The organism is Streptomyces sp. ALI-76-A (assembly GCF_030287445.1).
In the GTDB taxonomy this organism is placed as follows: domain Bacteria; phylum Actinomycetota; class Actinomycetes; order Streptomycetales; family Streptomycetaceae; genus Streptomyces.
Map to the genome: position 1 here is coordinate 3,591,125 of NZ_JASVWB010000002.1, position 20,712 is coordinate 3,611,836.

General features: G+C 69.1%; 17 protein-coding genes. 8 read left to right on the top strand and 9 right to left on the bottom strand.

The window, feature by feature from the left end; all coding sequences use genetic code 11:
* Positions 1 to 2 precede the first annotated feature (2 nt).
* From QQS16_RS16985 to QQS16_RS17000, 4 genes are all read right to left on the bottom strand, one after another.
* Positions 3 to 551 carry a hypothetical protein gene (locus tag QQS16_RS16985; protein ID WP_286062598.1) on the bottom strand — a complete coding sequence of 183 codons (549 nt, stop codon included), beginning with the start codon at positions 549 to 551 and terminating at the stop codon, positions 3 to 5.
* A 103-nt stretch (positions 552 to 654) separates the two neighbouring features.
* Entirely contained in the window at positions 655 to 1,434 is a 780-nt protein-coding gene (locus tag QQS16_RS16990; protein ID WP_286062599.1) for an HAD-IIA family hydrolase, read from the bottom strand.
* 116 nt (positions 1,435 to 1,550) lie between these two features.
* Complete coding sequence (locus QQS16_RS16995) at positions 1,551 to 2,333, bottom strand: hypothetical protein (protein WP_286062600.1); 783 nt, start codon at positions 2,331 to 2,333, stop codon at positions 1,551 to 1,553.
* A 156-nt stretch (positions 2,334 to 2,489) separates the two neighbouring features.
* On the bottom strand, positions 2,490 to 3,674 hold the full coding sequence (locus tag QQS16_RS17000) for an ROK family transcriptional regulator (protein WP_502963804.1): 1,185 nt from the start codon (positions 3,672 to 3,674) through the stop codon (positions 2,490 to 2,492).
* A gap of 55 nt (positions 3,675 to 3,729) precedes the next feature.
* Between QQS16_RS17000 and QQS16_RS17005 the strand changes: the two genes are divergently transcribed.
* From QQS16_RS17005 to QQS16_RS17015, 3 genes are all read left to right on the top strand, one after another.
* Entirely contained in the window at positions 3,730 to 4,821 is a 1,092-nt protein-coding gene (locus QQS16_RS17005) for a Gfo/Idh/MocA family oxidoreductase (protein WP_286062603.1), read from the top strand.
* Complete coding sequence (locus QQS16_RS17010; protein ID WP_286062604.1) at positions 4,818 to 5,321, top strand: heme-degrading domain-containing protein; 504 nt, start codon at positions 4,818 to 4,820, stop codon at positions 5,319 to 5,321. The genes QQS16_RS17005 and QQS16_RS17010 overlap by 4 nt, the downstream gene beginning before the upstream one ends.
* A gap of 68 nt (positions 5,322 to 5,389) precedes the next feature.
* Positions 5,390 to 6,256 carry an LLM class F420-dependent oxidoreductase gene (locus tag QQS16_RS17015; RefSeq protein WP_286062605.1) on the top strand — a complete coding sequence of 289 codons (867 nt, stop codon included), beginning with the start codon at positions 5,390 to 5,392 and terminating at the stop codon, positions 6,254 to 6,256.
* Between the two features lie 79 nt (positions 6,257 to 6,335).
* On the opposite strand, the gene QQS16_RS17020 is transcribed toward QQS16_RS17015, so the two are convergent.
* From QQS16_RS17020 to QQS16_RS17030, 3 genes are all read right to left on the bottom strand, one after another.
* Positions 6,336 to 7,187, bottom strand: coding sequence for a fumarylacetoacetate hydrolase family protein (locus QQS16_RS17020; RefSeq protein ID WP_286062606.1), 852 nt, complete (start codon positions 7,185 to 7,187; stop codon positions 6,336 to 6,338).
* Positions 7,188 to 7,511: 324 nt separating this feature from the next.
* Positions 7,512 to 8,225, bottom strand: a complete 714-nt coding sequence (locus tag QQS16_RS17025) for a YidC/Oxa1 family membrane protein insertase (protein WP_286062607.1) — start codon at positions 8,223 to 8,225, stop codon at positions 7,512 to 7,514.
* 221 nt (positions 8,226 to 8,446) lie between these two features.
* Positions 8,447 to 8,758, bottom strand: coding sequence for a DUF6412 domain-containing protein (locus tag QQS16_RS17030; protein ID WP_286062608.1), 312 nt, complete (start codon positions 8,756 to 8,758; stop codon positions 8,447 to 8,449).
* Positions 8,759 to 9,385: 627 nt separating this feature from the next.
* On the opposite strand from QQS16_RS17030, the gene QQS16_RS17035 reads away from it, so the two are divergent.
* The 5 genes from QQS16_RS17035 to QQS16_RS17055 all read left to right on the top strand — a co-directional run bounded on the left by QQS16_RS17035 (position 9,386) and on the right by QQS16_RS17055 (position 17,477).
* Positions 9,386 to 10,858, top strand: coding sequence for a glycoside hydrolase (locus tag QQS16_RS17035; protein ID WP_286062610.1), 1,473 nt, complete (start codon positions 9,386 to 9,388; stop codon positions 10,856 to 10,858).
* A 99-nt stretch (positions 10,859 to 10,957) separates the two neighbouring features.
* A complete protein-coding gene (locus tag QQS16_RS17040) occupies positions 10,958 to 11,968 on the top strand; it encodes an SEC-C domain-containing protein (protein ID WP_286062611.1) in 1,011 nt (336 codons plus the stop codon).
* Positions 11,969 to 12,289: 321 nt separating this feature from the next.
* Positions 12,290 to 13,843, top strand: coding sequence for an ATP-binding protein (locus QQS16_RS17045; RefSeq protein ID WP_286062612.1), 1,554 nt, complete (start codon positions 12,290 to 12,292; stop codon positions 13,841 to 13,843).
* A 48-nt stretch (positions 13,844 to 13,891) separates the two neighbouring features.
* Positions 13,892 to 16,885: a Z1 domain-containing protein gene (locus tag QQS16_RS17050; RefSeq protein ID WP_286062613.1), complete on the top strand. Its 2,994-nt coding sequence runs from the start codon at positions 13,892 to 13,894 to the stop codon at positions 16,883 to 16,885.
* A 142-nt stretch (positions 16,886 to 17,027) separates the two neighbouring features.
* The gene (locus tag QQS16_RS17055; protein ID WP_286066355.1) at positions 17,028 to 17,477 is read left to right on the top strand and encodes a very short patch repair endonuclease; all 450 of its coding nucleotides are present in this window, start codon (positions 17,028 to 17,030) and stop codon (positions 17,475 to 17,477) included.
* Here QQS16_RS17055 and QQS16_RS17060 read toward each other — a convergent pair.
* Positions 17,409 to 18,758 (bottom strand): DNA cytosine methyltransferase, encoded by a 1,350-nt coding sequence (locus QQS16_RS17060; RefSeq protein ID WP_286062614.1) that lies wholly within the window; start codon positions 18,756 to 18,758, stop codon positions 17,409 to 17,411. The two genes, QQS16_RS17055 and QQS16_RS17060, sit on opposite strands and share 69 nt — an antisense overlap.
* Before the next feature lie 145 nt (positions 18,759 to 18,903).
* A complete protein-coding gene (locus QQS16_RS17065) occupies positions 18,904 to 20,709 on the bottom strand; it encodes a DEAD/DEAH box helicase (RefSeq protein WP_286062616.1) in 1,806 nt (601 codons plus the stop codon).
* Positions 20,710 to 20,712: the final 3 nt, after the last annotated feature.

The following is a 20,712-nucleotide window of genomic DNA, read 5'->3' on the forward strand; positions in this document are numbered from 1 at the left end:
GGTCAGCCCGTCCTGCGGCTCCGGCGGCCGCCGAGCAGCACGACGGCTGTCGCCGCGACGGTGGCCAGGACCAGCCCGGTCACCGCGTGCCCGGTACCGGGGCCCGTCTCGCGGTCGTCCGCGGCGGAGAGGTGGGCGGCGCCTCCGCCACCGGCCCGCACCGGGGCGACCGGTGAGGCGGGCGCGGTGGGCGTGGCGGGCTGCCCGGTCGGCAGGGCCGAGCCGTGGCCGACGGTGATCGTGCCCTGCACGCGGAAGTCGGCGCAGACGATCCGCACGGGGTAGGAGCCGGGCTCGATCGAGGAGCGGATCCGGGTCTCGCCCGCGAGCGTGCCGTCGGCGCCCGACAGCCGCGCCTGAGCGACGAACGCGGCCGAGGCGGCGGTGGCGGTCTTCCCGGCGCAGCCGCTCACCCGCAGCGCGATCTCCGCGCCGGGCGCGGGGGAGGACGGAGTCACCGAGACGCTGCCGCCGTCCGCCGCGTACGCGGCGGGGGTCAGGGCGGCGAGAGCGAGGGTGGTGGCACAGAGAGTGAGGCGTAGGAAACCCATCGTGAACCTCCAGATACCTGGAGACTCCCCCCGGGCCGCGGGCCACGCATCCTGGCGCGGCCCGCGTTACTCCGTACGGGTCGTGTTCGCCGCCCGGCGGGTTTCAGATCCTGTCGACGAGGTCCGCGATCGAGTCCACGATGGTGGACGGCCGGTAGGGGAAGTTCTCGATCTGCTCCGGCCGGGTCAGCCCGGTCAGCACCAGGAAGGTCTGCATCCCGGCCTCCATGCCGGCCAGCACGTCGGTGTCCATCCGGTCGCCGATCATCGCGCTGGTCTCGGAGTGCGCGCCGATCGCGTTGAGCCCGGTGCGCATCATCAGCGGGTTCGGCTTGCCCGCGAAGTACGGCTGCCGGCCGGTCGCCTTGGTGATCAGCGCGGCGACGGCACCGGTGGCGGGCAGCGGGCCCTCGGCCGAGGGCCCGGTCTCGTCGGGGTTGGTGGCGATGAAGCGGGCGCCGCCCTCGATGAGCCGCACGGCCTTGGTCATGGCCTCGAAGGAGTACGTGCGGGTCTCGCCGAGGACGACGTAGTCGGGTTCGTGGTCGGTGAGGACGTAGCCGATGTCGTGCAGCGCGGTGGTGAGGCCGGCCTCGCCGATGACGTACGCCGAGCCGCCCGGCCGCTGGTCGTCCAGGAACTGGGCGGTGGCCAGCGCCGAGGTCCAGATGGACTCGACCGGCACGTCCAGGCCCATGCGGCGCAGACGGGCGTGCAGGTCGCGCGGGGTGTAGATGGAGTTGTTGGTCAGGACCAGGAAGGGCCTGCCGGACTCGCGCAGCCTCTTCAGGAAGGCGTCGGCGCCGGGGATCGGTACGCCCTCGTGGATGAGTACACCGTCCATGTCGGTGAGCCACGACTCGATGGGCCTGCGGTCTGCCATGTGCGGGATCTCCTGCCGTACGCATGTACGCGGTGCTGCGTGCGCCCCAGCCTAGACAGAGCCCCGATCTTGCGGGAATGGCCGGGTGCCGCGGACCCGGCGGGGAGCCGGGGCCGTCACCGGCGCCGGCGGGTCAGCAGCAGCGCGCCGGTGGCAACGAGGAGCAGGGCGACGACCCCCGCGACGGCTCCGCCCGTCGGCCCGAGTCCGGTCCGCGCGAGTTCGTCGGCGAAGGGGAGGCGGCCGACGGGGGGTGTGGATGCCTCGGCGTTCGGGCTGGGCGAGGGCGTCGGGCTGCCGGTCCCGGTCTCGCTCCCGGTCTCGGCCTCGGCCTCGGCCTCGATCCCGAACCGGTAGTCGTTCGACTGCCCGACCCAGTCGCCGTCGTCGTCGCGCCGCTGTACGACGGCCGCGTGGGCGGTGACCTCGTTCGGTACGGCGTCGGAGGTGACCGCGAGCCGTACCGTCACGCTGAGGGTCCGGCCGGGGCCGACGGTGAACCCGGGGAAGCCGTCCCCCTCCCCGGCGAACACCCCGACCAGTTCGTCGGCGTCGGTCCGCTCGAACACCACCGGGTGCGGACGGGACCCTTCCTCGCCTTCGAGGAACTCCAGCCGGGGCTGGCCGGGTTCCAGAGCCCGCCGCTCGTCGACGAGGACGACGACCGGGTGGATGTTCTCGCAGGTCCGGGTGGTGGTGTTGGTGAGGTCCAGCTTCCAGACGCCGTAGCCGCCGCCGGCCTCGTAGGAGTCGGGGCCCCCGTGCACACGGGTGGTGAGCGGAAAGGCCCGCTCGTCGGACCCGGTGGCACAGGAGTCGGCGTACGCCGGGGACGCGAGCGGGAGATGCGCGGCGGCGGCTGCCGCGAGGCAGAGCAGGGCGGACGTAGGCAGTCGCATGAACACATGACCATGCCGGTCACGCCCCCGCGACAGGCGTAGCCACTCCGCCCGGGTGCCCGAATGGACGCGTGATGCCGCCCGATCGGGGGGTGGGCGGAGTGGTCGGGCGGAGGGCCGGTGGGCGGTCACTCCGGCCCCGTCACCCCGTCCCCGTCACCCCTCCCCCCGCCCGAACAGCGGTGCCAGCAGCAGTTGGGCGGCTCCCTCCGCGACGCCGCGCACTCCGCCGGAGGCGACCCGTACCGGTACCGCTTCGCTCCGTCCGCGGGTCCGTGCCCCCAGGACCGCGGCCACTCCGCGTACGAAGACCTCCGGAGCGCCGGTCACCGTGCGGCCGCCCAGCAGCACCAGGTCGATGTCGAGCAGGCCCACCAGGTTCGCGGCCCCCTCCCCCAGGACCCGGGCCGCCTCGGCCGGCTCCCCCCGGGCCACCGCTCCCAGGCAGAGCGCCTCCACGCACCCCCGGTTCCCGCACTCGCACACCGGTCCGTCCAGCTGAATGACCTGGTGGCCGAACTCGCCCGCCCCGGTCCGCGCGCCCCGGTGGACGTCGCCGTCGATCACCAGGCCCGCGCCGAGGCCCGTACCGAGATGGAGATAGGCGAAGGAACCGTCCTCACCGCCCACCGCGAGCCTCAGCGCGGCGGCGTTCGTGTCCTTGTCGACGACCACCGGCACGCCCAGCCGCCGGGCCAGCGCGTCCCGCAGCGGGAACCCGTCCCACTCGGGGAATCCGGTGACCCGGTGCAGCACTCCCCGGGCGTGGTCGAGCGGTCCGGGCAGCGCCACACCGAGTCCGAGGAGGGAGCCGACGGCGGCCAGGGACCCGTCGGCGGGCGGTCCGAGCGCGCCGGCGACCAGCCGCTCCGTCTCCCGCGCGACGGCGGTGACCACGGCGTCCGCCCCCGCCCCCAGGTCCAGCGCGGCCCGCCGCTCCCCCACCACCGCGCCGGTGAGGTCGACGAGCACCGCCCGCAGCTCGTCCCGGTCCAGGTGTACGCCCACCGCGTGCCCGGCCTCCGGCACCAGCCGCAGGACCGTGCGCGGCTTGCCGCCGGTGGACGCGCGGTGTCCGGCCTCCGCGGCCAGCCCGTCGTCCCGCAGCCGGGCCGTGATCTTGCTGACCGCCTGCGGGGTGAGTCCGGTGCGGTCGGCGAGCTCCAGCCGGCTGATGCCCGGCGCGCCCGCCGCGCGCAGCAGGTCGAGGACGAGTGCCGTGTTGTGGCTGCGCAGGGCGAACAGGTTGACGCCGGCCGTCACCCCCCGCGTCCCGCCCACCGCACCCGCGGCACCGCCCCTCGCGCCACCGCTCGCACCGCCGTTCCTCACCCTGTCCACGCCCCCATTGTCCCCGGCGCTTGCACTTTGGCAACAGCGTTGCGAAAGTGGACGCATGACTGGTACGACTGGTACGGCTGGTACCCCCCTCCGCGTGGGCCTCGTCGGCTACGGCCTCGCGGGTTCCGTCTTCCACGCCCCGCTGATCGCCGCCACCGAGGGCCTCGCCCTCGACACGGTGGTCACCTCGAACCCCGAGCGACAGGAACAGGCCCGCGCCGCGTTCCCCGACGTGCGCACGGCCGCCACCGCGGACGAGCTGTTCGAGCGCGCCGGCGACCTGGACCTGGTCGTCATCGCGTCCCCGAACAAGACGCACGTCCCACTCGCCACCTCGGCCCTGAAGGCCGGTCTGCCGGTGGTCGTGGACAAGCCCGTCGCCGGGACGGCCGCCGAGGCGCGGGAGCTGGCCGCCCTGGCCGAGGAGCACGGCCTGCTCCTCTCCGTCTTCCAGAACCGCCGTTGGGACAACGACTTCCTGACGCTCCGCAAGCTGCTCGCGGACGGCGAGCTGGGCGACGTGTGGCGCTTCGAGTCCCGCTTCGAGCGCTGGCGCCCCCAGCCCAAGGGGGGCTGGCGTGAGTCGGGCGACCCCGCAGAGATCGGAGGTCTGCTGTACGACCTCGGCAGCCACGTCGTCGACCAGGCGCTGGTCCTCTTCGGTCCGGCCGCCTCCGTCTACGCCGAGTCGGACATCCGCCGCCCGGGCGCCGAGACCGACGACGACACGTTCATCGCGATCACCCACACGAACGGCGTCCGCTCCCACCTGTACGTCTCCGCCACGACCGCCCAACTCGGACCCCGTTTCCGGGTGCTGGGCTCGAAGGCCGGCTATGTGAAGTACGGCCTCGACCCGCAGGAGGCGGCGCTGCGGGAGGGCCTGCGTCCCGGCACCACCGGCGACTGGGGCCGCGAGCCCGAGTCCCTGTGGGGCCGCGTCGGCTCCGGCGAGTCCCCGCCGACCGGCGGCGGACGCCCCGAACCCACCCTGCCCGGCGACTACCCCGCCTACTATGCGGCCGTGGCCAGGGCCCTCACCGACGGCGGTCCCCACCCGGTGACCGCGCTGGAGGCGGCGGCCGCCCTGGACGTACTGGAGGCGGCCCGCCGGTCGGCCCGCGACGGAATGACGGTGACACTGTGACGCACAACCAGGAGATCGGCCCGAAGTTCCACCCGGAGCTCACCCCTCCGCTGGAGGAACTGGAGGCGCAGGAACGCCGTCTGGTCTTCCGACAGTTCACCTACGACGACGCCTGGGCCCTGGGCTCCCTCCTCGTCGACCTGGCCCGGGAACGCCAGGCGCCCGTGGCCATCGACATCCACCGCGCCGGCCAGCAGCTCTTCCACGCGGCCCTGCCCGGCTCGGCCCCCGACAACGACGCCTGGATCGCCCGCAAGCGCCGGGTGGTGGAGCGCTACGGCTCCGCCTCCTACCTGGTCGGCGCCCAGTTCCGCGCCAAGGGCACGACGTTCGAGGAGTCCTCGCGGCTGGACCCGGACGTGTACGCGGCCCATGGCGGCTCGTTCCCGATCACGGTCGAGGGCGTGGGCGTGATCGGCGCGGTGACCGTCTCCGGGCTGCCGCAGTTGCAGGACCACCGGTTCGTCGTGGAGGCGTTGGAGCAGTTCCTGGGACTCTGAGGGAAGATCCCGGCGCGTCCTCCGGTTGGCACCGCTGTACAGCCCGCCGACCGGAGGAGCCGAACCCCATGAGCGACGCCTTGAAGGAATCCATCGGCCGGTACGGCGTCTGGAGCGTCGGCCTGCGTTCCGAGGACCCGGCCCGGCGCGATGAACTGACCGAGTCCGCCGCCGAGTTGGAGCAGCTCGGGTACGGCGCGATCTGGCTGGGCGGCAACAGCTCCGTCGGCAACGCCGTACCGCTCGTCGAGGCGACCTCGCGGATCGTCGTCGGCACCAGCATCCAGAGCATCTGGCAGCACGGGGCCGCCGACACCGCGGCCGGCATCGCCGCGCTGGAGGCCACGCACCCCGGCCGCTTCGCCCTCGGCCTCGGGGTCAGCCACGCCAAGCGCGCGGAGCAGTACCGCCGCCCCTACTCCGCCCTGGTCGCCCACCTCGACGCCCTGGACGCGGCGGGACTCGCGGCGGACCGCCGGCTCCTGGCGGCCCTCGGCCCCAAGAGCCTGGAGCTGGCCCGGGACCGCTCCGCCGGCTCGATCCCGTACCTGGTCACCCCGGAGCACACCGCGCGGGCCCGCGAGATCCTGGGCCGAGCCCCGCTCCTGGCCCCTGAGCTGGCGGTGGTCCTGGAGACAGACCCGGCCCGCGCCCGCGCCCTGGCCCGCGAGTTCCTCGCCCCGTACCTCGCGCTGCCGAACTACACCAACAACTTCCTGCGCGACGGCTTCACCGAGGACGACCTGGCGGACGGCGGCAGCGACCGCCTGGTGGACGCCGTGTTCGCGTGGGGCGGGGAGAGCCGCGTCCGGGAGCGGATCGACGCGTACTTCGCGGCGGGCGCGGACCATGTGGCGCTTCAGGTGGTGGACGGGAACGCCCGGGAGACGCTGCCGCGGGAGGCGTGGCAGCGGCTGGCCGCGCTGCTGGTGTGAGGTGACGCCCTGGGCCGGGGGAACCGCGGCGGGTCCCGGCGGCCCGTGGCCGCCGGGACCCGCCGCGGCTCCCCGCCCCTCAGGCGTCCTTGAACTCCTGCCGCTGCCTGCCGAGCCCCTCGATCTCCAGCTCGACCACGTCCCCGGCCCGCAGGTACGGCTTCGGCTCGGGTGCCCCGAACGCCACCCCCGCCGGCGTCCCGGTGTTGATCACGTCACCGGGATACAGGGTCATGAACTGGCTGACGTAGCGCACCACTTCCGCCACCGGGAAGATCTGCTCCGCGGTCGTCCCGTCCTGCTTCAGCTCGCCGTTGACCCACAGCCGCAGGGACAGGTGCTGCGGATCGGGCACCTCGTCCGCCGTCACCAGCCACGGTCCCAGGGGGCTGAAGGTCTCGCAGTTCTTCCCCTTGTCCCAGGTCCCGCCCCGCTCCATCTGGAACTCCCGCTCGGACACGTCGTGCGCCACCGCGTATCCGGCGACACAGCCCAACGCCTCCTCGACGGACTCGCAGTACCGGGCCGTACGCCCGATGACGACCGCCAGCTCCACCTCCCAGTCGGTCTTCGCGGACCGGCGGGGGACCAGCACGGTGTCGTAGGGCCCGACCACCGTGTCCGCGGCCTTGAAGAAGATCACCGGCTCGGCGGGCGGCTCGGCGCCCGTCTCCCGTGCGTGGTCGTGGTAGTTCAGCCCGATGCACACGATCTTGCCGATCCGGGCGAGCGGCGGTCCGATGCGCAGCCCGGTGGCGTCCAGCGCGGGCAGCGAACCCGCGGCGGCGCGGATCCGGCCGAGCGCCGCGTCGTCGGCGAGCAGCGGACCGTCGATGTCCGGCACGACACCGGACAGGTCCCGCAGGATTCCCTCGGCGTCGAGCAGCGCGGGCCGCTCCGACCCCGCCGTACCGACTCGCAGCAGCTTCATGAGCACAATCTCCCTCGATCGCGGGCTGTCCGCCGACGGGTGCAGCCATCGGAGGACTGGTCGATCCTCCAAGCTCGGCGTCCAGTCCGCAATACCCGGTTCACGGACTGGACGGGGGGTGAGGTGGGCGGACCGGGCAGGGCTCGCCAGGTCGGAGCAGGACCGGGCACCCGGTTCGGAGTGCGACCGGTCGGCGGGCGGGCCGGACGTGACCGTCGGCACGGCGACCCGCCCCGACGGTCATCGGCACGGCGACCCGCCCTGGCGGTGCTCGGTACAGCGACCCGCCCTGGCGGTGCTCGGTACAGCGACCCGCCCTGGCGGTCATCGGTACAGCGTCGCCCGCTCCACCGCGCTCCACGTCGTGCTCGTCACCACGTACAGCGCGGCGGCCAGCGGCACCACGGCCACCGTGAACAGGGTGAGGAAGGACATGAAGGGCATGACCTTGCTCATCGCGCCCATCCCGGGCAGCTGCGCGCCGTCCCCCGCCGGCACCACCGGGTTCGCGGCGAGCATCCGCTTCGTACGGTGGTAGTTGAAGGCGGCGACCGCGGTGACGAGCGCGAACAGGCCGACGTAGACGAGCCCGGCGGCGCCGAACGGTCCGCCGTCGCCGAGCGCGTCGGCGAAGCGGTCGCCCAGGGGCGCGGTGAACAGCCGGTGCGAGAGCAGTTCGTTGGCCTGTCCGCCGATCTCCGCGCTGGAGAACAGGTGGTAGAGGAGGAAGAACGCGGGCACCTGGCACAGGCTGGGCAGGCAGCCCGACAGCGGCGACACCTTCTCCTCGGTGTGCAGTCGCAGGACGGCCTCCTGGAGCTTGTCGGGGTTCTTCGCGTGCTTGCGGCGCAGCTCGGCGATCTTCGGCTGGAGCCGGGTCCGCGCCTGCTGTCCGCGGGCCGCCGCCCGGGACAGGGGGTGCACGAGAAGTCGTACGAGTGCGGTGAACAGGACGATCGCGGCGGCGGCCGCGGTGGCGCCGAACAGCGGCTGGAGCAGGTCGGCCAGGTGCTGGACCAGGTCGGCGAAAACGGACATGGGTGAGCCCTCCGGGGGTCTCGTCGTGCCGGTGGGGTGCGGACGGCATGACGACGGGCGGCGCGGGGTCACCGGCGTACGGAGAGGTACGAAACGCACGCAGGCCTACCAGGCCTCCGGGACGTACAAGGCGCCTACGGGCTGTGTGGAGGCGCGTACGGGTGCCGGGTGCGCACGTGTGCACACCTGTGCGTACGGGAGATGGTGCCGGTGAGTGAGCCCTACGCGGCGGTCGCCGGGAGGGCGTGTCCCGGTGCTCGGGGGCGGGTGCGCCCCTTGGCGTCGGGATCTCGCTGGGGCAGGAACGCCGTGCGGCGGGCGCGGTCGCGGATGGCCGTGCGCACCCGGGTGGGCGGGACGGCGGGCGCGGCACGCGAGGCGAGGAGGGAGCAGACGGCGAGGGCGGAGCCGGCCGCGGCGGTCGCGGCGAGCGCGACGGTGGCGGAGAGGCTGCCGACGTCGAGCAGCACGACGTCGAGGAGAAGGATCAGCAGGGCGGCGGCGGGGCGCGAGTCGGTCCAGCTGCGGATCACGAGCGGCCCCCTCCCTGCGTCTCGTACGCCTCGTACGTCTTGTGCGAAGTTCGTACGGCCGTCTGTCCTGGCTCGGTCATACCTGCCTCGGTCATACCTGCCTCGGTCATACCTGCCTCGGTATACCTGCCTCGGTATACCTGCCTCGGTTATACCTGATCGCTCGCGATCGGCTGTAGCGAGCGTTTCGGCCCGAGCGGTGTCCGGCCGACACCGAGCAGTGTGACCGGCCGACGGCCGACCGGCTCCGCCGCGCGTGCTCCGGGCCGGGATCGAGGCCCGGCCCGGCACCATGAGGACGTCCGCGGGCGGTACGGCGGTTGCGCGGGCCGGGCGGTACGGCGGTTGCGCAGGCCGGGCGGACGACGGTCGCGCGGCCGGGCGCGCGGGCCGGGCACTCGCCGTACGGGCCGAGTCGGGTGCCGTGGTCGGCCTGCTGGTACGAACTCCCGCCGCCCCGCGTTCGGGATATCGCACTTCCTCCACTGGTTTTAGAAAGGGCTGGAAGAAAGCGCTGTCAGACCTCTCGACAACCTCACGCGCCGCACCCGATGCTTCGTCCTGGCATCAGCGGGACAGGCCACGGCACCGGTTCAGGGACCGGTCGTCGATCGAATCGGAGAAGCCATGATCCGACGCAGAACACTGCTGGCGGCCGCCGGCGGTACCGTCCTCGGCAGCGCCCTGGCGACGGGCACCGCACACGCGGACGCCACGGTCGCCGTCAACCCCGGGACCTCGTACGGCACATGGGAGGGCTGGGGGACGTCGCTGGCCTGGTGGGCCAACGTGTTCGGCGCCCGGGACGACTTCGCCGACCTCTTCTTCACCACCAAGTCGGTGTCGTACGGCGGCGCGACGCTCCCCGGTCTCGGCCTGAACATCGCCCGCTACAACCTGGGCGCGTGCAGCTGGAACAGCGTGGGCGGGACGACGATGGTCAAGTCGCCCAACATCCCCGCGTTCAAGCAGATCGAGGGCTTCTGGCAGGACTGGAACAACGAGGACCCGGCGTCCTCGGCCTGGAACTGGGCGGCGGACGCGAAGCAGCGCGCCATGCTGACGAAGGCGACCCAACGAGGCGCGGTCAGCGAGCTGTTCGCGAACTCCCCGATGTGGTGGATGTGCCTGAACCACAACCCGTCGGGCGCCTCGGGCGGCGGCAACAACCTCCAGTCCTGGAACTACCGCCAGCATGCCTCCCACCTGGCCGCGACCGCCCTGTACGCCAGGAACAACTGGGGCGTGAACTTCGCGACGGTGGACCCCTTCAACGAGCCGGCCGCCAGTTGGTGGACCGCCACCGGCACCCAGGAGGGCTGCCACATGGACCCCGCGGTCCAGGCGGCCGTCCTCCCCCACATGCGCAGCGAGCTGGACAAGCGCGGTCTGACGGGTCTGCGGATCGCCGCGTCCGACGAGACGAACTACGACACCGCCCGCTCGACCTGGGCCTCCTTCGGCTCCTCGACCAAGGCCCTGGTCAGCCAGGTCAACGTGCACGGTTACCAGGGCTCGGGCGGCCGGCGGGACCTGCTGTACACGGACGTGGTGACCACCTCCGGCAAGAAGCTGTGGAACTCGGAGACGGGCGACAGCGACGGCACCGGCCTGACCATGGCGTCGAACCTCTGCCTCGACTTCCGCTGGCTGCACCCCACGGCGTGGGTCTACTGGCAGGTCATGGACCCGTCGGCGGGCTGGGCGATGATCGCGTACGACGCGGGCACCCTGCAACCGACGACCGTGCAGCCGAAGTACTACGTGATGGCCCAGTTCAGCCGCCACATCCGCCCCGGCATGCGGATCCTCGACACGGGGGTGGGCTACGCGGCGGCGGCCTACGACGCGACGGCGAGGCGCCTGGTGATCGTGGCCGTGAACACGTCGACGTCGGCCCAGACCCTGACCTTCGACCTGTCCCGCTTCACCACGGTGACGGGCGGCTCGGGCGGCCTGGTCCCGCGCTGGAACACGGTCACGACGGGCGGCGACAAGTACGCGGCCTACTCGGACACGCGGCTGAGCGGGAAGAGCGTGAGCGTGCCGTTCGCGGCGAAGGCGGTGCAGACGCTGCAGATCGACGGGGTGACGATCTAGGGAACACACCGGGTCGGGCGGGCTCGGACGGGCCCGCCCACCGGTCCTGGCCTGCACCTCTCTCTCCCTTTGTCACCGCTCGGCAGTACCGTGTCCCCCATGCGCCCCGACACGCCTGCCGAGAACGTCGACCACACCGCCGAAGCGGCACGCCTGGAGCGGACCGCCGGCCTGTACCCGGAGGACGCCGAGGCCCTGCTCCTACAGGCCGCGGCCCACTTGGAACTGTCCGGCGACCGCCCCGCCGCCACCGCGCTCTACGACCGCCTGCTGTCGTCCGGGGACGCCCTGGACAACCCCCACCTGGTCCGCGCCCTCAAGGCCTCGAACCTCTGGGAGTACGGCCACGAGGCTGAGGCCAGAGCCATCATCGACGGCATCCGGTCGGGGGCCCCGCGCGACGCGGCGCCGTGGGTGATCGTGGCGGAGTCCCTGGAGGCCCACGACGAGCTGGAGGCGGCCCAGGAGACGTTCACGGAGGGCGTGCGTCTCCTCCTCGCGGACGTCCAGGAGCCCCCGTACGCCACGCATCCGCTGCTGTTCGGCCGGCACAGGGTCCGCCGCATGCTGGGCCTGACCCACGACGACTGGGACGTGCTGGCCGACACGCTGCACACCTCCCCCGTCTCCCTGGACGAACTCCACGACCCCAAGCGCGTGTGGTCCCTGGGCTCGGAGAACCCCGCGGAACTGGCGGCGGAGATCTCCCGCCTGCGCGCGGAACTCGGCACCTACCGGGAGGCGTTGTCCCGCCCGTTCCCGGTGGCGGTCCTGCACTGGCCGGCGGGCGAACTGGCGGAACTGGTCTCGGCGTACCCGTCCCTGTCCGCGGAGTACCCCTCCCACGAGACCCACCTGGCCACGATAGAGGCCTCCCTGCGCGAGCTGTCCTCCTCAGGCACCCCCAACCTGGGCATCGTCACCGGCACGGTCCCGTCCTACGAGGCCTTCGCGGCGTCGGAGGGAGCCTCACCGGAGGACGTGTCGCTCCTTCCCCAGTACGCGACGACGCTGGCGGCGAGGGGGCGGGCGGTGCGGTGGCCTCCGCAGAGGGGGGCGGGGTGTTGGTGCGGGTCGGGCGAGGGGTACCGGGAGTGCCACGGGGCGTAGCACCTTCCCCCTCCCCACACACCGCACGCCGCCGAGCCGGCCCGGCGTGGTGGGGAGGCGCGTCCAGGCCCCAACTTCCGAAGGGCCATCGCCGAAGGCGACGCGCAGCGCCCTGGAATCCCAGATGTTGGATGCACATAAAGCGGTACATACAATGAATATCCCTGACCAACGCAGCCGATAAATAAGGGACTTATCGCCCCTGTTCGGCATCTCCCTCCCCCTATGTCCAACGTTTGCAGTACGGTCACATCCTCCATCTGTTGTGTGTAGGGGGCTGTTAACTCGTGGAGCAGGCCCTGACCTGTGCCTTGAGGAAACATGCCCTACGAGCCCGGTACCGAATGGCAGTACGACGTCCCCACGACCGGCAGCACACACCTGCCGCCAGATGCGGGCTACGGGAGGGCCCTGACCAACCAGGGTTACGGCTTCGAGGTTGCCGTCGCTGATCTCATCGACAACTCCATCGACGCCGAAGCCGACAAGATCGTCGTGCACTTCCTGCGTGATGCCGACCGGATCCTCACCCTGTTGATCATCGACAACGGCAAGGGCATGGACGAGGAGGGTCTGGATGCCGCGATGACGGTGGGCCATCGCCGCGACTACGGCGAAGGCGCCCTCGGCATGTACGGCACGGGACTGAAGGCGGCTTCCTTGTCCCACGCTTCCTCACTCACCGTAGTCAGCCGCACTCGCCGGAGCCGCACCGCGGGTCGTCTTCTTACCGCCGAGGGCATCGAAGACAGCTTCCGCTGCGACACTGTCGACCCGCGGTACGCGCAGGAACTCGTAGACCGGTACGACGGAGTCATCGAGTGGCAGGGAACCATCGTGCGCTGGGATGGCGTGCGAGCCTTCAAGACTGTCGCGCGGGGCCAGAGCGATCAGTTCCTGTCCAAGGCGATCTCCCGCCTAGAGACCCATCTCGGTCTGTACTTCCACAGGTACCTGCAGCGCGGCCTCAACCTCGACATCGCGGTGTGGGATGTCGGCAGCGGAGGGCAGGGTCTCGGCGAGGAAGTGGACCATATCGCCGTAGAGGCACTGGACCCCTTCGGGTACAAAGTGCCGGGCAAGGCGGGCTACCCCCGGGAGTTCATCGCTCCGGTGGAGGGTCTGGGAGACCTGCGGCTGAAGGCCCACATCTGGCAGGCCAAGTCCAAGCAGGCAGGCTTCCGCCAGATCGGTTCGCTGGCGGACAGACAAGGCTTCTACTTCTACCGGAACGACCGCCTCGTACAAGCTGGTGGGTGGAACGGCTGGCGGAACCCCGAAGGGCACCTGGTTCTCGCCCGCGTCGCGATCGACCTTCCATCTCATGAGAACAACGTCCTGAGTCTCGACGTAAAGAAGGAGAACGTCACCGTCACGCCGGCCTTCACTGACGGCCTGGACAAGGCGGTGGATTCTAAGGGTCTTACCTTCCGGAGTTACATGCTGGACGCCGAGACCGCCTACAGGGACGGTTCGAGGCGCAACGAGATCGTCCGTAAGCCGGTGACTCCTCCAGGCAAGGGCCTGGATCCAAAGGTCAAGCGGGTTATCAAGGAAGAACTGCCAGAGAAGCCAGGCGAGGAACCGATCACCTTCACCTGGGGCTCGCTTCCCCCCGACCAGTTCTTCGACTTGGACCGTGAGCGCAACGCCGTCATCCTCAACAAGGCATATCGCGAGGACTTCAACGACGGCAGGCGCGGTGGAGCAAACGATGTCCCCGTGGCAAAGACCCTGCTGTACCTGCTTCTTGAGGACTGCTTTGGACTGGGGCGCTGGGAGCGTAGTCGTCAGGACCGTCTGGACTACTGGAACACCATCCTCATGGCTTCGGTGGACGCACAGCGCGCGAGACGTGCGCAGTCACCTTCCTGACGCCAGCGACGCAACGACTTCGCCTTTGATCCAGACCGAGGACTTCACATGAGTGACACCCCAGCCACCCTGCTCCTTGTGATTCACACCGACGCACTGGCAGGTATGCAAAGCGCGCCCAAGCATTTCGCGAAATGGGCCGCTCTCGCCGCCGATGAGGACTACCCGGACGCCGACCTGAGCGAGGAGCTGTTTCACACCTACCTGGTCAGCGGCGATGAGGCACTCAGAGCCCTGTGGAGCCGTCACCTCACCGCCTGGGACTTCGCCGAAGCTCCTCACTGGGCGCTGGCCACCCCCGCTCGCACAAATGAGCGCCGCGCGGCCGTGTACGACCGGCTCCGGTTCGGAGGGGACGTGCGGAAGGCGTTGGATGACGCCGTACCCGTGGCGAAGATCCCGGCCCCGACAGTGATCACGCGCGAGTTCACTCCTTGGTACACCGCTGAGCGAGCGGCAGCCCGGTCCTTCTACTGGACGTCGTATGAGGGGAAGCTCCGCGCCAAAGGCTGGTCCGACGCCGCGATCGCGAGCCTCGATGAAGCGAGCCGGGCAGTCGTGGAGCGCCTCACTGATCCAGAACAGCCGACGGCTCGACAGGCGAAGGGTCTGGTCGTCGGATACGTGCAGTCAGGTAAGACCGCTAACTTCACGGGCGTCGCCGCCAAGGCGATCGACGCTGGCTACCGCCTCGTCATTGTGCTCGGCGGCACACTCAACCTGCTGCGCGCTCAGACCCAGCGGCGCCTCGACATGGAGCTGATCGGGCAGGAGAACATCCTGCGGGGTGCGGACATCACGGACCTCGACTCCCTGGTAGGCGTGGACTACGTAGGGGACGACGACGCGGACTGGCACGAGTTCGTTCGGCATGGGGCACGGCCGTCCGTCCTTGGCGCGTTCGACATCGAGCGCCTGACGACTCGTGACAAGGACTACAAGAGCCTGGCGCAGGGCATCCGGGCCCTTGAGTTCGAGAAGCGTGAACCCACACGTCCGCTGCACGACCCTGCGAACCTCCACCACGCCGCCGCCCGCATCCTGGTGGTGAAGAAGAACAAGTCCGTTCTGACCAAGCTTGTCAAGGACCTCAAGCAAATCCATGGGCTGCTCGGCGAGCTGCCCGCCCTGATCATCGATGACGAGTCCGACCAGGCCTCCGTCAACACCCTGGATCCCAAGAAGTGGGAGCAGGGCAGACCTGAGCGTACGGCCATCAATGGGCTGCTCTCCCAGCTCCTGGAGCTGCTTCCGCGTGCGCAGTACATCGGCTACACGGCGACCCCCTTCGCCAATGTCTTCATCGACCCAGGTGACGATGAGGACATCTTCCCCAGCGACTTCCTGATTTCACTCCCCCGCCCCTCCGGGTACATGGGTGCCCACGACTTCCACGACCTGGACTCGGCGATCCCCATGGAGGAGCGCACACATGCCAACTCTCAGGAGAAAGCGCATATACGGGATGTCTACGAGTCCACCGGCGACCGTCTCCAGGAAGCCATGGACTCCTTCGTCCTGTCGGGCGCGCTAAAGCTGTACCGGGCTGATCACGGTGTGGATGACGGCCCGTTCCGGCACCACACGATGCTCGCGCACCAGTCGGTGCGGAAGGACGATCACGCGGATCTCGCACTGCGGATCAACTCCATGTGGCACCAGGCCGGTTACAGCTCGACCGCCGGACACGAGCGCCTAGCCGCCCTGTGGGCTTCGGACTTCGCTCCGGTCAGCGAGGCCCGCGCCTCCGATCTCCCTGCTCCCGCCGCCTATGAGGCGCTGCGTCCTTACGTGAATGCCGCACGTCAGCGCATCGGCTCAGGGGGTCAGCCGGTCATCGTCGTGAACGGCGACTCCGACCGCTACTTCGACCAGCTCAACCTGGACTTCGACCGGACGCCGCACGTCTGGAAGATTCTCGTCGGTGGAACGAAGCTCTCTCGCGGCTTCACCGTGGAAGGCCTGACGATCACCTACTATCGGCGCACCACGCAGCAGGCGGACACCCTGATGCAGATGGGCCGCTGGTTCGGCTTCCGGCCTGGGTACCGGGATCTAATCCGGCTCTACATCGGCCGGGAGGAGCCTTTCGGCCGCAACGGGTACGCCGATCTGTACGAGGCCTACGAAGCGATCTGCCGCGACGAGGAGATGTTCCGAGAGCAGCTGGCCCAGTACGCCACGGTGGTCGACGGCCAACCGCAGATAACCCCTATGCAGGTACCTCCCCTTGTGGCGCAGCACCTGCCCTGGATCAAGCCTTCCGCCCGCAACAAGATGTTCAATGCGGAGCTGGTGGAGATCCAGTCACCCGGCCGCCCCATTGAGCCGGCCGCTTATCCGCTGAGCAATATGATGCTCAAGCGCAACACCGAGAGGTGGCGCCCCTTGTTGGACGAGCTCAGCTCCGCCCCGGTCACCTTTACCAATCCGCCAGACGGCTCCAGCTCGCTCGCGCGCACCTTCGAGGCACTGACCGGTACCGTCTCTCACAGCAACCTCGTCAGCGCACTGTCGCAGCTCGAATGGGAACGTCCAGGCCACTTCGATCCCCATCTGACCTATCTCAGCCAGCTCGACGGCACGCTCGCCAGGGTGGACGACTGGTTGCTCATATCCCCTCGTCTGACCACAGGCACGCGCATTGAGGCCCGTGTGCTCGGTTCACTGCCGCTTTCCCTGGTCCGCCGCAGTCGGCAGGCCGGCAAGACGTCCTTCGGCCGCATCGCCAGTGTCGAGCACCGCACCGCGGCACAGCGCCTGATCGGTGAGGCGGGCTCACCCAACGCGCATTCTGACCAGGGCGCCGGGATCGGATCTACGACAGGAGTAGTGCTCCTGTACCCCGTGGTGGAGGGGGACAGCCACAGCGACGTGCAGGCCGCCGTGCGGAGCGGCTCGGCCGACCCGTCGAAGATCGTTATGGCCTTTACTCTGATCCCGCCCACCTCAGCGGTGAGCGCTGACCGTCGACTGGTGCGTTTCCGTGCCAAGAGTTCGCGCTACGCCTCTCAGGCGACAGTTCCAGCCGACGCGTCTTGATCCCTTCCGCGAGGATCGGGGCCGCCCAGCACCAGGTCGGCCCCGTCTCGGGCACCAAGCGCCCCTCCGTTCCGCTCGGCAACAGCTGCACGCGCCCCGCTGCGACCCGCCGCCGTCTACGCTCTGAGGCGTGTCTGATGATCTGCAATGGGAAGCGCCACCAGGCTCCTGGGCTTCGTCCGCTGCCCGTCGCCGCAATATGCAGGCGATCCGGAGCCGCGACACAAAGCCCGAGCAGCTAATCCGCCGCCTCGTGCATGCGCAAGGTCTGCGATACCGCGTAGCCGCGCGTCCGCTGCCGGATCTTCGCCGGACGGCTGACCTGGTCTTCCGTCCCGCAAAGGTAGCCGTATTCATTGACGGATGCTATTGGCACGGTTGTCCGCAGCATTACGTGGCACCAAAGACAAATCAAGGGTATTGGTCGGAAAAGGTCCTGCGCAATATGGAACGGGACCGCGATACTGACCAAAAGCTCACCGAAGCGGGGTGGCTTGTACTACGCTTCTGGGAACATGAACCTTCAGACGCCTGCGCGGACATAATTGCCGCGACGGTCCTCACGCGCAGAGCGGACTCGCAAGAGTCCTGACACCGGAAGGGACATCTGCTCAGGTCCCCCTTCGCCGGATTCGTCGCCCTGGCCATCCATTTGGTAGTCCCGAAGCAGTTCGCCTCGCCGGTCGGGCCGCAGTACGGCGGCAATAGCACGTCCAACCGCCTCCGCAACCGGGGGAGGGAAAGCGTTTCCAACCTGGCGATACTGCGCTGTCTTTCGCCCTGCGAACTTCCACCCGACGGGGAAGCCTTGGATAATCGCCGCCTGCTCGACGGTCAGCATGGGCCCAGCCGCCCGGAAAAGATCACGCTCGGGGTCACATTCCTTCGGGTCGTTGGCGACACCCATGGCATTGATTCCAAGGTCAGCCCAAGCCCGCTTGGCCCTGGTAGGCCCCAGGTCAGCGCCACCGTGCTTTCTTGAACCTCCCACCAGCGTCGGCGCAACACCTCTTCCGGCACTCGCCGCTTCCCCTGCTTTCCTGAGCCAGTTATGGAAGACCTTCTCGCCGGTAAGATCACCGGGCTGGGGCTTCTCACCCCGCCAGTTCTTGTCCCAATACTGCTCGCAGCGCAATTTCATACTGTCGTGCAGCTCCGCGAGAACCGTTGCCTGCTCACCTTTAAGGCGTCGGGGCCACACAAACTCGACGTCATTTTTTTCGAGAATGTCCTGCCGGATGGCAACGAGGATCGCGCGTGGACGCAATTGCGGTACACCGAAGTGTCTTGCGTCTACCCTCCGCCAGACACTTCGCATCGCCAGGTCCTGCTTCTCGGGAAGCCAGTGATCCTCAATGACCGGAACCGCATATCCGTAATCTCGCAGTTCACTCAAGATATGGTTTCGGTAATCAATAAAAACCTCAGGCGGCTCAAGAATACCCCTCACGTTCTCGATCATCACCGCCTTGGGCCGGAGAGCGTTAACAATGCGCAGAGCATCCGGAAAGAGGTCTCGCTCATCGTCCTTGCCGAGCCTCTTGCCAGCCAAAGAGAAGGGAGGGCACGGAACTCCGCCCGCGAGGAGATCAAGATCGCCCACATCGAGCCCAAGGCCACTATGAACCTTTGACCCAAGAAATTCCTTGACGTCCATCGGTTCAAGGGAAGCTGCGCGCTCCGGGGTCCATCCCGGCCATCCACCGACGTTCGCCGCGAGCGTGCGCACGGCGTGTCGGTCCCACTCCACGAGCGCCCTGTGATCAAAGCCAGCGTTATGCAAACCAACGGCTTGCCCGCCTGCCCCGGCACAGATCTCTACCGAGGTCAGTGGCGGGGTGAACTGCGGATGAGGTCGGCCGCTGGGGCGCATGGCGCTCCTTCCGGGATGGCTGAAAAGCGGTGCCAGGTCTTGCAGAGGCGGCGATTGCTCGCCGCCTCTGACACAAGAGTCTCCCACTACCACAGCTCCACAGCCCCGCCAGGGGCTCCTGCGCGGCGTCCGAACTCGGCGTCAGCTACCTGTTACCCATGTGTCGCAGCAGGGCCTCAATGTCACCTGGTGCCAGACCTGCCGCAACGGACGGCTCTTCCTGCAAGTCCGCCAGCTGCTGCACCGTGGGGTCATCGAGGATCTTCCCCATGAACTCCAGCTTTCTCTCCAGACGCATCGCGACCACCTCGTCAATGGTCTTCCGGACCCCCAGCACGGTGACCCGGGTGTCCGTCCCCGGGGCGAGGCCGAGGCGATGGATCCGGTCGAGGCTCTGAAGGAACCGGCCGGCCATGAAGTCCCTGTCCACGTAGACGGCGTCGTGGCACACGTGGTGCAGGCTGATCCCCTCCCCCAGGGTCGCCGGGTTCGAGATCAGCACCATGCAGCTCGGGTCTTCCCGGAAGCGCCTGAGCTGTTCGTCCCGGTCAGGCGTACCCCCGTAGACGACAGCCGGGCTGTACTTCCCCAGCATCTGTTCCAGGGTTGTCAGACTCCTGACGAAGGTCGTCCAGACGAGCGTCTTACGTCCCTGCGCCGCGTTCTCCGCGACTATCGTCACCGTCTCCTTGTACTTGGGAGACAACTCGTAGTCCGGCAAGTTCTGCATCAGCGAGTAGAGGGAACTGCCTTGTGGGATGTCCAACGGCGGCAGCTGATACGCCAGCGGCTCGTACCGGCTCCCCCCTTCGAGAAGCAGTGCGGGACTCGTCGCTGCCATGAGCAGCCGCAGTGCTGTCTTGCCGAGAGAACTGAGATCGTCCCGGGCGGTCCCGTTGTTCATGCCTCCCACCAACGAGCCGTAGATCTCCTCATGCAAGGGCGGCATGTCGACGTAGCGCATCCTGAGGTGCACAGGCGGGAGCCCCAGCTCCTGCTTCGTCGTCCGGGTGAACAGCGGCCGCAGGACAGAACTGGCGTAGGCCAGATCCCCACCCGCTACGGCCTGCACCACGCTGCGCTGTCCGTGTCCCGGCCAGACGAAACCCAGCAGATTCTCCAGGTCCTTCGAACCGTTCGGCGCCGGCGTACCGGTGAGAATCATGCGCCGCTCGGCCAGAGGACCCAGGGCCATGCACGCGGCACCATAGGTCCCGCGCACACCAAGCTTCATCCTGTGGGCTTCGTCAAGGATGATCATCGAAGGCGCCGCCTTCAGCCAGCTGGCCAGAGTGGCCAGTGAGCGGTCCAGGCGCTCGTAGTTGACGATCAGCACCTCGGCCCACTGATCCATTGAACCGTCGAGGACGTGCGTCCGCAGCGGATAGCGGAAACACACGGCCGTCTCATACCGCCAGGACTCGTAAGCCGACTTGGGGCACACGACCAGGACCCGGCTCACACGCTCCTGAGCCTTCTGCGCCGCGTACACCGCCAGGGCAACCCGGGTCTTCCCCGCGCCCGGGACACTGAAGTTCGCTCCGTGCTGGAGCGAGAGCAGCTTCGCGATGTCACGGAGCTGGAACTCGCTGAGCGAGGCATCCCACATGTCTCCCAGCAAGCTGGGAACGGCGTCGGGCGACAGTTCACCACGCGGCTGGGTGCCGGCGAGGCGCTCCTTGACCGTATTGGCATCCCTGACGACGCCTGACACCAGGTTCCGCAGCTCAGGAGCCCACTCCACTCCCTCGCGGTGTGGCCAGCCACCAAGCACCGCCAGATCGGCGAGAAGTTCATCTAGGGCGACTGAGGCGGTGAGCGGGCCCAGCTGACCGCCCGTGCGGAAACGGGCGGCCAGCTGGACGAGGTCCTGCTGGTACTGGTCAGTCGTCCTCAGAACGACGCGTGTACGCGTCTCGTCGAATCCCAGGTGCAGAGACGTCCCTGTCATGCC